The sequence below is a fragment of the Massilia sp. Leaf139 genome (assembly GCF_001424165.1).
GTDB lineage: Bacteria > Pseudomonadota > Gammaproteobacteria > Burkholderiales > Burkholderiaceae_D > Telluria.
The window spans coordinates 321,436-334,933 of the sequence record NZ_LMOJ01000025.1 but is presented as its reverse complement, the minus strand read 5'-3'; the positions used below and the strand labels follow the sequence as shown (position 1 = coordinate 334,933).

General features: G+C 64.0%; 16 protein-coding genes and 1 riboswitch. Of the genes, 8 read left to right on the top strand and 8 right to left on the bottom strand.

Features of this window, described 5'->3' with window-relative positions:
• Positions 1-96: 96 nt before the first annotated feature.
• Complete coding sequence (locus ASF77_RS19260) at positions 97-1,071, bottom strand: DUF3667 domain-containing protein (RefSeq protein ID WP_229445499.1); 975 nt, start codon at positions 1,069-1,071, stop codon at positions 97-99.
• A 130-nt stretch (positions 1,072-1,201) separates the two neighbouring features.
• Between ASF77_RS19260 and ASF77_RS19255 the strand changes: the two genes are divergently transcribed.
• The 5 genes from ASF77_RS19255 (at position 1,202) to ASF77_RS19235 (ending at position 5,054) form a co-directional block, all read left to right on the top strand.
• Positions 1,202-1,513 carry a hypothetical protein gene (locus tag ASF77_RS19255; protein ID WP_056343081.1) on the top strand — a complete coding sequence of 104 codons (312 nt, stop codon included), beginning with the start codon at positions 1,202-1,204 and terminating at the stop codon, positions 1,511-1,513.
• Between the two features lie 14 nt (positions 1,514-1,527).
• Entirely contained in the window at positions 1,528-1,959 is a 432-nt protein-coding gene (locus tag ASF77_RS19250) for an OsmC family protein (protein ID WP_156648946.1), read from the top strand.
• A 276-nt stretch (positions 1,960-2,235) separates the two neighbouring features.
• On the top strand, positions 2,236-2,649 hold the full coding sequence (gloA, locus tag ASF77_RS19245; RefSeq protein ID WP_056343071.1) for a lactoylglutathione lyase: 414 nt from the start codon (positions 2,236-2,238) through the stop codon (positions 2,647-2,649).
• 65 nt (positions 2,650-2,714) lie between these two features.
• A riboswitch (FMN riboswitch) is annotated at positions 2,715-2,864 on the top strand.
• A 107-nt stretch (positions 2,865-2,971) separates the two neighbouring features.
• Complete coding sequence (gene ribB / locus ASF77_RS19240; RefSeq protein WP_056343066.1) at positions 2,972-3,616, top strand: 3,4-dihydroxy-2-butanone-4-phosphate synthase; 645 nt, start codon at positions 2,972-2,974, stop codon at positions 3,614-3,616.
• A 178-nt stretch (positions 3,617-3,794) separates the two neighbouring features.
• Entirely contained in the window at positions 3,795-5,054 is a 1,260-nt protein-coding gene (locus tag ASF77_RS19235; protein ID WP_082493906.1) for a hypothetical protein, read from the top strand.
• 90 nt (positions 5,055-5,144) lie between these two features.
• On the opposite strand, the gene ASF77_RS19230 is transcribed toward ASF77_RS19235, so the two are convergent.
• From ASF77_RS19230 to ASF77_RS19210, 5 genes are all read right to left on the bottom strand, one after another.
• Positions 5,145-6,503 (bottom strand): TolC family outer membrane protein, encoded by a 1,359-nt coding sequence (locus ASF77_RS19230; RefSeq protein WP_056343062.1) that lies wholly within the window; start codon positions 6,501-6,503, stop codon positions 5,145-5,147.
• 40 nt (positions 6,504-6,543) lie between these two features.
• Positions 6,544-6,867, bottom strand: a complete 324-nt coding sequence (locus ASF77_RS19225; RefSeq protein WP_056343059.1) for a rhodanese-like domain-containing protein — start codon at positions 6,865-6,867, stop codon at positions 6,544-6,546.
• Between the two features lie 12 nt (positions 6,868-6,879).
• A complete protein-coding gene (locus tag ASF77_RS19220) occupies positions 6,880-7,533 on the bottom strand; it encodes a protein-L-isoaspartate O-methyltransferase (protein WP_056343054.1) in 654 nt (217 codons plus the stop codon).
• Positions 7,534-7,693: 160 nt separating this feature from the next.
• Entirely contained in the window at positions 7,694-8,356 is a 663-nt protein-coding gene (locus tag ASF77_RS19215; RefSeq protein ID WP_056343050.1) for a TetR/AcrR family transcriptional regulator, read from the bottom strand.
• A gap of 120 nt (positions 8,357-8,476) precedes the next feature.
• Positions 8,477-9,373 (bottom strand): SDR family oxidoreductase, encoded by an 897-nt coding sequence (locus ASF77_RS19210; RefSeq protein WP_056343049.1) that lies wholly within the window; start codon positions 9,371-9,373, stop codon positions 8,477-8,479.
• 132 nt (positions 9,374-9,505) lie between these two features.
• Between ASF77_RS19210 and ASF77_RS23810 the strand changes: the two genes are divergently transcribed.
• Positions 9,506-9,763: a YkgJ family cysteine cluster protein gene (locus ASF77_RS23810; RefSeq protein ID WP_082493905.1), complete on the top strand. Its 258-nt coding sequence runs from the start codon at positions 9,506-9,508 to the stop codon at positions 9,761-9,763.
• 111 nt (positions 9,764-9,874) lie between these two features.
• On the opposite strand, the gene ASF77_RS19205 is transcribed toward ASF77_RS23810, so the two are convergent.
• The gene (locus ASF77_RS19205; protein WP_056343044.1) at positions 9,875-10,075 is read right to left on the bottom strand and encodes a hypothetical protein; all 201 of its coding nucleotides are present in this window, start codon (positions 10,073-10,075) and stop codon (positions 9,875-9,877) included.
• A gap of 65 nt (positions 10,076-10,140) precedes the next feature.
• A complete protein-coding gene (locus ASF77_RS19200; RefSeq protein ID WP_056343042.1) occupies positions 10,141-10,551 on the bottom strand; it encodes a hypothetical protein in 411 nt (136 codons plus the stop codon).
• Between the two features lie 256 nt (positions 10,552-10,807).
• Here ASF77_RS19200 and ASF77_RS19195 point away from each other — a divergent pair, with 256 nt between their 5' ends.
• Together ASF77_RS19195 and recQ are read left to right on the top strand one after the other, a co-directional pair.
• Positions 10,808-11,656 carry an undecaprenyl-diphosphate phosphatase gene (locus ASF77_RS19195; RefSeq protein ID WP_056343039.1) on the top strand — a complete coding sequence of 283 codons (849 nt, stop codon included), beginning with the start codon at positions 10,808-10,810 and terminating at the stop codon, positions 11,654-11,656.
• A 21-nt stretch (positions 11,657-11,677) separates the two neighbouring features.
• A complete protein-coding gene (gene recQ / locus ASF77_RS19190) occupies positions 11,678-13,498 on the top strand; it encodes a DNA helicase RecQ (RefSeq protein ID WP_056343035.1) in 1,821 nt (606 codons plus the stop codon).

Sequence of the window (13,498 nt, the reverse complement as noted above, 5' to 3'; positions counted from 1 at the left end):
GGAGATTAACCGATAATCCCGGCCGCTGCCACCCGGCCGCGCATCAAATACTGTACAAAATCACAGTATAGATGCGCGGCCGTCGATCCCGCAAGATCAGGCGATCACAGCCAGTGCGCCGGCGGCAAGAACCGCGACAAAGATACAGACCAGGTGCAGGCTCATCAGCACGATCCAGCGCAGCGCGGTGAGCAGGCGCCCGCCACCATACACCTTGCGCATTGCCGTCGGTAGATAGAACACCAGCCACACGCCGAGGGCGAAGCCGACCAGGGGAATAAAGTCGGGCAGGAGCAGCAACAAGCTCAGCGCCAGGAAGGCAAAGGCATTCGTGTGCAGCGCGAACAGCAGATGCTCGCCATAGCGCCGCCCCGAGCCGAAATACAGCAGTTTCAGGAGGGCCGCGAACACCGGCATCAGCAGGAAGATCGCATACGGGGCATAGCTCGACAGGGCGCGTAGGAGTGCGGCCTTGAGCTCATGTGCCGGCAACTGCAGGAAGCGCGCGACTTTCGAGCCGAGTGCCGGGTGGATCGACGCCGCCAGTTTGATCGCCTTTGCGTCGTCGCCGTCGTCGAGTTGGAGCAGGGTCGGATCGTCGTCTTGCCGGCGGGCGCGGCTCTCCTCCCGTGCGCGTTCCCGCTCCCGCGTCGCCGCGGCAACAACGGCCTGGTTGTCCGTGCCCGCCTTCTGCGCCACCGCCACTTCCGCCTTGCGGGCAGGCGGCGTGTCCGGCGCACCGATGCCGATATTGACGCCGCCGAGTTTAAAGATCGCGAAGAAAATGATGCTGAAGCTGAGGTACAGGCGCAGCGGTTCGACGTAGCGGGCGCGCTTGCCTTCGATGTAGTCGCGCGTCAGGCGGCCCGGACGGAACAGCAGCAGCCCCAGCGACTTCCACAGCTTGCCCTCGACGGCGACGTAGTGGGCGATGAACTCGTGGAGAAATTCGCGCGCGCTCGGCACGTGCAGGTGCGCCGGCTGGCCGCAGCCCTGGCAGAACTTGCCTGCGATCCGGGTAGCGCAATTCGGGCAGACGATGGCGTGCTCCAGCTGAAGATCGTTTTTCACGGAAAATTCCGGCAGGGATGACGAAAACACCATGGTAGCGACTTAATTGCAAAAAAGCATCATCCAATTGCGCGACTGTCCTCCGGGCGACACGTTAGGATTCATGCAAGAGTCAGCAGAGGAGAACACCATGGTTATCGAAACCAAAGACCGCTTCGTCAATACCGATGCGAAGATCGAAAATGACGGCGTCAAGCGCGAGCCGCACGAGCGCGACGAGGCGCCCGACGGCCAGGACACCGAGCCGCGCGGCATCATGAAGCAGGCCGCCGAAGACCTGGCGCAGGGCCTGGTCGACACCGACCTGCGCAATACGCCCGGCATCAGCGAAGCCGTCGAACCCGCACCTGGCGCTACCGGCCAGGCCAACCCGCAACCCGACCGCCATCGCTCGATGCGCGATCACGATTCGGTCGAGCCCCTCCCGGGCAAGAACCGCTGAAAGGATATTTACTCATGACCATCAAGCGTAACGGCAGCGCCGTCTGGAGCGGCGGCCTGAAGGACGGCAAAGGCGCGGTTTCGACCGGCAGCGGCGCATTGAAAGAGCAGCCGTATGGCTTCAACACCCGCTTTGAAGACAGCCCCGGCACCAATCCCGAAGAACTGATCGGCGCCGCCCACGCCGGCTGCTTCACCATGGCCCTCTCCGGCCAGCTCGGCAATGCCGGCATGACCGCGCAGGAACTGCGCACCACGGCGACCGTGTCGATGGAAAAGGTCGAAGGCGGCTTTTCGATCACGGCCGTGCACCTGGATCTGGTCGCCAAGATTCCGGGCGCCAGCCAGGAAGCCTTCGACAAGGCGGCCAACACGGCCAAGGAAAACTGCCCGGTGTCGAAGCTCCTGAATGCCGAGATCACCTTGACCTCGCGCCTCGAGAATTAAGCTCGAACAAAGCGCAGGCACGTAGGGCGTGTGAAAAAATCGCCAGGGCAAGGCGCGTCGTCGAAGACAGTACGAGGGTACGGCGAGACGGCGCAACGCCGCCATGGCGGTTTTTCACACGCTCGTAGGGGTGGTCGAGGCCAATGGCCTCGACCACGGCTTCACCGGGCGGGTCTCCCGCCCACGCGTTCAACGCACGCGTGCATGCCCGGCCAGCAGGATTTTCCACCACCGCATAAAATTTCATCTTTCCGAACACATCCAGAAAGACACCCCATGCGCCTCCTGCACACCATGCTCCGCGTCGGCGACCTGCAGCGCTCGATCGACTTCTACACCAATGTCCTCGGCATGAAACTGCTGCGCACCAGCGACAACCCCGAGTACAAATACAAGCTCGCCTTCCTCGGCTACGGCAGCAATCCCGACCACGCCGAACTCGAGCTGACCTACAACTACGGCACCGACAGCTACGAGATGGGCACCGCCTACGGCCACATCGCCATCTCCGCCGAAGACATCTACGCCACCTGCGACGCCGTGCGCGCCGCCGGCGGCAACATCACGCGCGAACCGGGCCCGGTCAAGGGCGGCTCGACCGTGATCGCCTTCGTCACCGATCCGGACGGCTACAAGATCGAGTTCATCCAGCGTAAGGATAACGAAGGCGGACGCGGGCTCAGCAACTAAGCAGTGGCCGGCAGCGTCGCCACGGCGCTGCTACAATCACCTCGCCTGATTCCCAGGCAACACAAATACGTCTTCGGGGCGGGGTGAAATTCCCCACCGGCGGTATGACCGGCAACGGTCGAGCCCGCGAGCGCCTGCCCATTCTTTGGGCAGGGTCAGCAGATCTTGGTGAAATGCCAGAGCCGACGGTATAGTCCGGATGAAAGAAGATGTGCGTTATTGCGCGTTGATCGCAAGCCTGCCGCCTGGCCGGTTTGTGTCGACGTGTGCCTTCGCTTGCCCTGATGCGTTTTTCGCCAACTTACCGCGAGGAGCGTTTCACATGTTAGTCAATACTTACACTCTCTACAGTTCCGACCTGGACGGCCGCATCGCAGCAGCGCTGGCCGCGACCTGTGCCGGAATCCCCGTCATCCTGCTCGACGACTTCGACCGCGAGAACGAAGCGGATCTGATCGTCGCCGCCGACAAGCTCACCGTCGAAACGATGGCGCTGATGATCCGCGAATGCAGCGGCATCGTTTGCCTGTGCCTGTCGGCCGACAAGGTGCGCAGCCTGGAACTGCCGCCGATGACCCTCGAAAACGGCAGCCGCTACGGCACCCCGTTCACGATTTCGATCGAAGCGCGCGACGGCATCAGCACCGGCGTCTCGGCCCAGGATCGCGTCACCACCGTGCGCGCGGCAACGGCCCTCGATGCCAAGCCGGAACACCTGGTCAGCCCCGGCCACATGTTCCCGCTGCGCGCCACGCCGGGCGGCGTGCTGTCCCGTGCCGGCCACACCGAGGGCTCGGTCGACCTGGCGATCATGGCCGGTTTGCAGCCGGCCGCCGTCCTCTGCGAACTGATGAATCCGGACGGCACGATGATGCGCGGCGCGGCCATCGAACGCTTCGCCGAAGAGCGCGGATTCCCGATCCTCACGATTGCCGAGCTGATCGAATGGCGCCGGCGCCAAGCCTGATGCCGGCAGCGATGTAACGAAACGGCGCTCCGGCGCCGTTTTTCTATCCGGAATCTTTAGCTGACATTGCACGCCGTCAACGACCCGTTTGACCGGCGCCAAGCAATCTCTTCAATACAAGAACGCGCGTCCATGGCGAGTCCTAGACTGAACCTTCAACTCATCCATGGAGCGTGCCATGTTCTCTCTGTCTTCCAACACCGCAACTTCCTCCCGTCATGCGGCCGCGGCAATCGCATTGGCGGCCCTGCTGGCCGCGTGCGGCGGTGGTGGCGGCGGTGGCCAGCCCGCCCCGCAAGCGACGACGCCCACGCCGCCCGCCACGCCGACGCCCCCGGCGCCGCCATCACCTCCGGCCCAGTTGGGCCCGCTCTACGATTTCACGTTGCTTGGCCTGCCCGGCATCAGCTATGGCGACGTCTTCCGCCAGGGCATCGCGAGTGGCGGCCTGGTGGCGGGCACCTCCTACGATGCGGCCGGCAATCCGCATGCCTTCTTCTACAACGGCAAGACCAACATCGATCTCGGCAGCTTCGGCGGCAACTACGGCCGCGCCTTCTCCGTCAACCGCTGCGGCCAGGTCGCCGGCTGGGCCCTGAACGCAGCCGGTCTGCCCCATGGCTTCCTCTACAACGGCACCCTGCACGACCTTGGCACCCTGGGCGGCCCCGATTCCTACGGCAACGCAATCAGCACCTGCGGCCGGGTAGTCGGCTGGGCCACCAACGCGCTTGGGCAAACCCACGCCTTCTATCACGACAGCGCCGGCATGCGCGACCTCGGCACTTTCGGCGGCACCGGCTCGTACGCGCTGGCCGTGAACGCCGTCGGCCAGGCGGTCGGCTATGCCTATGGCCCGAACAACGCCTGGTACCGCGCCTTCGTGTACGACGCCCGCACCGGCGCACCGATCCAGGATCTGGGCGGATCGGCCGGCAATTCGCTGGCGCAGGACATCAACGATGCCGGTCAGGTCGTCGGCTACACGCGCGACGGCACCGGCCTGTTGCGCGCCTTCCGCTACGAAGCAGGGACGCTGCACGACCTGGGCCTGCTGCCGGGCGCCGAAGGGGCCGAGGCGCGCGCCATCAATGCCACTGGTAAGGTGGTGGGTTATGCGTATTTCGCCGGTGGGCGGCGCGCCTTCCTGCACGACGGCAGCACCCTGCGCGACCTGGGCTCGCTGGGCGATAGCAGCTATTCCGATGCGGTCGCGATCAATGCCGCGGGCCTCGCCGTCGGTTCTTCCCTGAGTCCGGCGGCGGGCGCCGAGCATGCGGTCGCCTGGGGCCCGGCCTACGGCATCGTCGACCTCAACGAGCGCGTCAAGGATCTGCCGGCGGGCACCGTGCTGACGATGGCGCTGGCGGTGGCGGACGACGGCGCGATCGTGGTGCGCACGAACGGCGGCCTCGGCTTGCTGCGTCCACGCAAATAAGCCCGAATGAAAAACGGCGCCCGGTCAATCGACCTGGGCGCCGTCTTTTATTTGCATTCCAGGCGCAGGATGCAAATGTTGTATGCAGCGTTATTTTTGCAGCAGATTGTTCACCGGCATCAGATCGGCTTCGCGCAGCGAACCCGAGGCGGCCTTTAGGCGCAGGCCATTCAGGATGGTGTTGTAGCGGGCGCGCGCCAGATCCGTGCGGGTCGAGTACAGCTGGCGCTGGGCGTTCAGGACGTCGATGTTGATGCGCACGCCGACCTGGTAGCCGAGCTTGTTCGATTCGAGCGCCGACTGGCTCGACACCTCGGCCGCCTGCAGCGCCTTGACTTGTGCCAGGCCGCTGTTCACGCCCAGGAAAGCCTGGCGTGCCTGCAGGGCCGCGTTGCGGCGCGTGGTCTCGAGGTCGTTGCGCGCCTTGTCTTCCAGCGCGATCGCTTCGCGCACGCGGCTGGTGACGGCGAAGCCGCTGAAGATCGGCACCGTCCACTGCACGCCGATGGCATTATTGCGGGTATCGCCCGAGGCGCCCGAGATGCGGCCATTGACGTCGCGGCGCGAGGAGCTGGCGACCAGATCCAGGGTGGGCAGGTGGCCGGCGCGGTTCTTCGAGATGTCGCGCTTGGCCGATTCGAGCGACAGCTGCGACACCGTGACGCCATAGTTCTGCGTCTCCGCCGAGGACACCCATGGCTCGACATTGGCCGGCTGCGGCGGCGCCAGCGTGACGCCCGTTTGCAGCGGCGCCAGTGTACCCGGCTCGGCGCCGATGATCATCTGCAGCATCGTGCGGCGATTCTCCAGGTCGTTGACGGCGGCAAACTCCTGCGCCACCACCAGGTCGTAGGCGGCCTGCGCTTCATGCGTGTCGGTGATGGTCTGGGTGCCGACCTCGAAATTGCGCTTGGCCGAGGCCAGCTGCTCGGTCACGGCGCTCTTCTGGGCGCGCGTCGATTCCAGCGTGTCCTGGGCCGACAGCACGTCGAAATAGGCCTGCGCCACGCGCGTGATCAGGTCTTGCTGGGCCTGCGCGAACTGGGCTTCGGCGATGGCCTGGGCCAGCTTGCTCTGCTCATAGGTCTGCCAGCGATCCCAGCGGAACAGCGGCTGGCTCAGCGCCAGCGAGTATTCGTTGGTGCGCAGGTTGCTGCCGCTCGAACCGATGATCGTCGGCACGCCATTGACGACGCCCGGCTGACCTTCGTTGAAGGGCGAAAACTCGCTGTCGTTCTTCGAGATCGAGCCCGACAGGCCGACCTGCGGCAGCAACCCCGCCCGCCCCTGGGTAGTACGCTCGCGTCCGGCCGCAAGCGAAGCACGCGCGCTGGCATAGGTGGCGTCGTTGGCCAGGGCCTGCTGGTACACCTGGATCAGGTCGATCGCGTGCGCATTGAGCGACACGAAAGCGCTGGCCAGCAGCACGGCGATGAGGGGTTTCTGCATTGCGGTCTCCGTCGGAGTCATCAAAAGTTTGGAAAACAGATCAATACTTCGGCATCGCCGGATCGACCTGCACGGCCCAGGCGTGTATTCCGCCCGTCAAATTCGTTACATTCTCGAACCCATTACGTTCGAGGAAAGCGGCCACCTGCATGCTGCGTGCGCCATGGTGGCAGATGCAGACGATCTCCTGATCGTCCGGCAACTCGCCGGCGCGGATCGGCACCAGGTGCATCGGGATCTGGGTCGAGCCTGCTATATGGCAGGTGGCGAATTCCCAGTTCTCGCGCACGTCCAGCAGCAGCGGACGCGGCCGGTTGTCATCGGCCAGGCGTTCCGCCAGCTCGGGCGCGGTCATGTGCTGCATCGCGCGCTCCGGTTAGAACGTGAAGCGCGACGCGGCCGGAGCGCCCGACAGCATCTTGACGTTGGTCTCGAAGACCGTCACCGTCTCGTAGGCGGCTTCGGACACGCGCGTCACCTTCACGCATTGCATGGCCGGCGCATGGCCGACGATGGCAACGATGCGGCCGCCGACCTTCAGCTGTTTCAGGAAGGTTTCCGGCAGGTTTTCCAGGGCGCCCGAAATCACGATCACGTCGTACGGCGCATCTTTCTCCCAGCCGCTGGTGCCGTTGCCTTCGACCACGGTCACGTTCTGCACACCGGCCCTGGCCAGGTTTTGCTCGGCCAGCGCCTTGATTCCCGGCGAAATTTCGACGGTCGTCACGTGGCGCGCCTTGTGCGCCATCAGGGCCGCCATGTAGCCCGAGCCGGCGCCGATTTCCAGCACGTTCTCGTGTTTTTTGAGGTTCAGTTCCTGCAGGATGCGCGCTTCGATCTTCGGGTTGAACATCGCTTCGCCGCCCGGCAGCGGGATTTCCACGTCGGCAAAGGCCAGGTTCTGGTAGGCCTGCGGCACGAACTGTTCGCGCTTGACGACGTGCAGCAGGTCGAGCACGTCCTGATCCAGCACGTTCCATGGGCGGATCTGCTGTTCGATCATGTTAAAGCGGGCTTGTTCGATATTCATCTTAATACTCGATGGAAAATAAATAATCCGATATTTTATCGTTGAACTGCCTCGGAGCGTGCATCTTATCGGGATGGCACCTCGATCGCGCGAAATTGCGACAGTCTGCAGTTTAAGAGGGGTGAACGCGGCGAATCCGGCGCCGCGGCGCGCTCAGCCGTCACGCGGCCGGGGACGCAGGCGCCGTGCCCGGCGGCAGCAGTCCGTGCAGCGCCATGTCGAGGAAGCTGGCGAGGAAGGCTTGCGGTTCGAGGTCGCCCCGTTCGCAAGGGCCGACCGAGTGCTTCCAGGTGACGAGCATCAGCATCGGCGCCATCAGCACCTGGGTCATTTGCGTGACGTCGATCTGGCGGAATTCGCCGCGGGTGATGCCGCGCTCGAGCATGCTCGAAATCATGCGCGTGCCGCGGTTGATGACCTCGATCTGGTAGAACTTGGCCAGTTCCGGGAAGTTGCCGGCCTCGGCCATGACGAGCTTGATGATGCCCGAAGCCTTGCTGGCGCCGATCCGATCCCACCAGTCCAGCATCACCTTGTTGAGGAGGTCGGCACTATGCCCCTCGAATTCGGCGACCGAGGACTCGGCCGCCCCGATGACGGGGACGATGCTGTTGCGCACGACGGCCTTGAACAGTTCTTCCTTGTTCTCGAAATACAGGTACAAGGTGCCTTTCGAGACGCCGGCGCGGCGCGCCACGTCTTCTAGGCGCGTCGAGGCGAAGCCGCGCTCGACGAAGAGGTCGATCGCGGCCGCCAGCAATTCATGTGGACGAGCATCCTTACGGCGCTCCCAGCGCGGCTTGGTGTCAAAGGGGCATTCCATGCTTCTGTCCGACAACTTAGTATTAAGTCATCGAATATAGACCCGGGCTCAGGGGCAGTCAAGCAGGGTGTCGCTTCTGCAACCGCTGGTGTGCACCTGTGTTTACGCTTCCGGAGCCCGCTAGGGCGCCTTGCCGCCGTGCCCGTAGATACGCCCATCCGCATGGGCTTTATAAAGATTGCCGGCCGGGTCGCGCGGCGCCGCATCGGTTTGCTGGCGCGGCGCCTGGAACACCGACAGGACGTCGACCACGCCGGGCACCAGCTTTTCCATGGTGACGTCGAAGCTGGCCATGGCGCCCACTTTCAGGTTACGCGTCGGCGTCGTGGCCGCCTGCAGGATGGCCTCGGCCACCTGGTGCGGATCGAGGCGCGGCGCCGGCAGCTTCGGCTCGTGCGCCAGGTAGTTGCGCGCATGCTGGGGCAGCGGCGTGTCGACCGCGGTCGGCTCGATCAAGGAAATCGACACCGGCGCCCCGTCCATGTGCTCGATCTCGATGCGCAGCGCATCCGTAAAACCCTTGACGGCGTGCTTGCTGGCCGAGTACATGCCCTGCAGCGGAATCGCTAGCTCCGACGCCTCGCTGCCGACGTTCACCAGCGCCCCGCCCGTCATGCGCAGGTGGGGCAAGGCTGCCAGCGACCCATTGACCATGCCCCAGAAATTGATGTCGAACAGGCGCCGGCTGTCGGCCTCCGTGACTTCGTCCAGCCGGCCATAGATCGTCGCCCCGGCACAATTGACCCAGGTATCGATGCGGCCGAAATGGGCAATCGCGCGGCGCGCTACCTCGTCCACCTGGGCGCGGTCGGAAACGTCGGCGACCACGTGGATGGCCGCATGGCCACCCGTCGCCAGGCCGTCGGCGATCGATTCCAGCACATCGCCGCTGCGCGCCACCAGCACCAGGGTCGCCCCGCGCTGGGCGGCATCCTGGGCGGTGGCGAGACCGATGCCGCTGGAGGCGCCGGTGATGACGATGACTTGCTGGTCGAGCGGCTTGAGCGAACTTGCCATTGCAGAGACTCCGGTAGTTGACTGTTGCGCCAACGATAGCAGGATCGAATTGGGCGTAGCGCCCGCCTGTGAAGCGCTGGCGATGGCGCGGCCGCGGCCTTATACTATGCGGTCACTTTTTCGCTCTCCTCCATGAACTGCCGCGACCACTGTGGTGCCTGCTGCACCGCGCCTTCGATCACCAGTCCGATTCCCGGCATGCCCAACGGTAAGCCGGCGGGCGTGCGTTGCGTGCAGCTCGATGAGGACAATCGTTGCCGGGTGTTCGGCAAGCCGGAGCGGCCGGCGTTTTGCGGAGGCTTGCAGCCGTCGCTGGAGATGTGCGGGAACGATCGCGCGCAGGCGATGGTGTGGTTGAGTGAGCTAGAGCGGGCAACGGCGCCGGGATAGAGCCGGGTGATTTAGAAACGTGGGGCTGTTGCCTGTTTTGTTATCGGTATGTCGAATCCGCGTGGGCTCTGAGAGCCCACCCTACGGTTGACGCCGCGGAGTCAGGCAGGTCTACTTCTTATCCTCGTCCGACAAGTCCAGCCCGCGCAAGCGCACCCGCTTCTTCTTTTTCACCGTCGATATCTCCTGCCCCGTCTTGATCGCCGGCGGCGGCGCCACCGGCAAGGGGAAGCCGAGAAAGACCATGATCAGCAAGATCGGCAGGAGCAGATAGAAGAGTGGCCGGCGCCAGTTGAGCTTTTGTTTCAGCATTGCCAATACATGAGTATCGACAAGACCGCTTCAAGTGGCCCGGCGGCCTTTATTCGGTATGTATCTCAGGCGGCGCCGTGGCTGCGCTTTTGCTGCTGCACGTAGGCGAACAGGGCGCCGAGGGTGATGCGTTCGTCCCAGATGTCGGCCAGCGCCACGCCATAGCGGTTGCGCAATTGCCTGGCCAGGCGTTCGACTTCCTTCGACTCGGGAATCCATTTGGCCGGATTCAGCGCGCGGTACACGCCAAGCAATTGGTCGTCGGGACGGAATTTGAGGGCTTCGCTGTCGCGGAAGGAAAATGCGTCGGCACACAGGGCGAGGAATTCGCCGATCTGGCGTTTGGATGCGGAGGGAAAGGCGCGGCGCCACAGGCGGGCCTGGGAAGTGCGTGCACGGAAGGGATTGGGAATCTGTCCGATGGCAAGGGCGGACCATGCAACCGCCAGCAAGACCAGGATCGCGACAATACTCATCGTTGTACGGCAGAGTGAATCATGGGTTCAGTCTAGCACGTGATCCGACGCCGTGACGCGGTGCGCGCCGATATTGTGCAGGGCGGCGCCTACGCAACAAAAACATGGCAGAAGGCCAATTTCCCTCCCATACAATGGGCGTCCTGGCGCTGCCTGACTCAGCGGCGCCACCCCCGCTCGTGGTAAGCTTCGCCGCTACGCGGCACCTGCGCCTTCTTCCCATCCAGCATTTCCGCATTACGAGACAAAGCAATTCATGGACATTCTTCTCGCCATCAAGGCGATCATCATGGGCCTGGTCGAGGGCTTCACGGAGTTCCTGCCGATCTCTTCCACCGGTCACCTGATCCTGGCGGGCAGCCTGCTCAATTTCACGGGCGAAAAAGTCAAAGTGTTCGAGATCGCGATCCAGGCCGGCGCCATGCTGGCCGTGATCTGGGAGTACCGCGAACGCATTGCGCGCGTGCTGTCGGGCCTGTTCACCGAGCGGCGCCAGCAGAAATTCGTGATCAACCTGATCGTCGCCTTCGTGCCGGCCGCCCTGCTCGGCCTGATCTTCGCCAACGCCATCAAGGCCGAGCTGTTCAAGCCGGTGCCGGTCGCGCTCGCCTTCATCATCGGCGGCCTGATCATCCTGTGGGTCGAGCGCCGGCCCAAGCATGCGCAACAGCAGGGACTGCCCCATGCTTCGCGCGTGGAAACCGTCGACGAGATGACCGTGCTCGACGCCCTGAAAATCGGCTGCGCCCAGTCCTTCGCGCTGATCCCCGGCACCAGCCGCTCGGGCGCGACCATCATCGGCGGCATGCTGTTCGGCCTGTCGCGCAAGGCGGCCACCGAATTCTCGTTCTTCCTTGCCATTCCGACCCTGCTCGGCGCGACCGTGTACTCGGTCTATAAAGAGCGCGCCCTGCTGTCGCTGGCGGATCTGCCGATGTTCGGCCTCGGCGGCCTGTCCGCCTTCATCTCGGCCTTCCTCTGCGTCCGCTGGCTCCTGCGCTACATCAGTTCGCACGACTTCACGATCTTCGCCTGGTACCGTATCGTGTTCGGCATCATCGTGCTCGTCACCGCGCATTACGACCTGGTGCACTGGGCGGAATAAGCCAACAGCAATACCACAACCATGACCACCGAGCTCGAAGCCCGTGCGCTTCACGTTTTAGAAACCGTCTTCGGCTACCCCGCCTTCCGCGGGCAGCAGGCCGACATCGTCAACCACGTCGCCAGCGGCGGCGACGCCCTGGTGCTGATGCCGACCGGCGGCGGCAAGTCGCTGTGCTACCAGATCCCCGCACTGCTGCGCGAGGGCGTGGGCGTGGTCGTCTCGCCACTGATCGCGCTGATGCAGGATCAGGTCGATGCGCTGGAAGAGGTCGGCGTGCGCGCCGCCTTCCTGAATTCGACACAAACCTTCGAAGAAACCCTGCGCATCGAGCGCCTGGTGCGCACCGGCGAGATCGACCTCGTCTACGTGGCGCCGGAACGCCTCATGACGCAGCGCTGCCTGGATCTGTTCGAGGATTCGCAGATCTCGCTGTTCGCCATCGACGAGGCACACTGCGTCTCGCAATGGGGCCACGATTTCCGACCGGAATACATTCGCCTGTCGATCCTGCACGAGCGCTTTCCGCAGGTGCCGCGCATCGCCCTCACGGCCACCGCCGACCAGCAGACGCGCGACGAGATCGCGCACCGCCTGCAACTGGACGACGCCCGGAAATTCGTCTCCTCCTTCGACCGTCCGAACATCCGCTATTCGATCGTCGAGAAGACCACCGGCCGCAAGCAGCTGCTCGATTTCATTACCACCGAGCATCCGGGCGACTCCGGCATCGTGTATTGCCTGTCGCGCAAAAAAGTCGAGGAAACGGCCGATTTCCTCAACGAGCACGGCATCCGCGCGATGGCCTATCACGCCGGCATGGAGCACACCAAGCGCGCCGAGAACCAGGCCAAGTTCCTGCGTGAAGAAAACATCGTGATGGTGGCGACGATCGCCTTCGGCATGGGCATCGACAAGCCGGATGTGCGTTTCGTCTGCCACCTGGATCTGCCCAAGAGCATCGAGGGGTATTACCAGGAAACGGGCCGCGCCGGCCGCGACGGCATGCCGGCCAGCGCCTGGATGGCCTACGGTTTGCAGGACGTGGTGCTGCAGCGCCGCATGATCGACGAATCCGAAGCCGACGAAACCTTCAAACGCGTGCTGTCGATGAAGCTCGACGCCATGCTCGGACTGTGCGAAACGCTGAGCTGCCGGCGCATGCGCCTGCTCGACTATTTCGGCGAGCGCTCGGGGCCCTGCGGCAATTGCGATACGTGTTTGATTCCGCCGGTCAGTTTCGATGCCACCGTGCCGGTGCAAAAACTGCTCTCGACTATCTACCGGGTCGACCAGCGCTTCGCCGCCGGCCACGTGATCGACGTGCTGCGCGGCGTGCAGACCGACCGCATCAGCCAGTGGCACCACGATTCGCTGTCGGTCTACGGCATCGGCAACGACCGCAGCGAGCAGGAGTGGCGCGCCATCGTGCGCCAGACCATTGCGCTGGGGTTGGTGACGGTCGACCACGACGCCTACAGTTCCCTGAAACTGACCGACGCGGCGAGACCGGTGTTGAAAGGCGGGCAGAAGGTGCAATTGCGCCAGTACCAGAAGCCGGTCAAGCCGAAGCGCACCTTCGCTTCCTCGAAAGGCTATGAGGAACTGGAGCTGTCGAAATCCGAGCAAGCCCTGTTCGAGCGTCTGCGCTCCTGGCGCATGGGCGCCGCCCGCACCCATGGCGTGCCGGCCTATGTCGTGTTCCAGGACGCGACCCTGCGCGAGATCGCCAAGGTGAAGCCGACCTCGCTCGATCAGTTGCGCGGCGTGTCCGGTGTCGGCGAGAAGAAACTGGTTTCCTACGGCGACGAAATCGTCGATATCATCAACGAGATGCTGTAG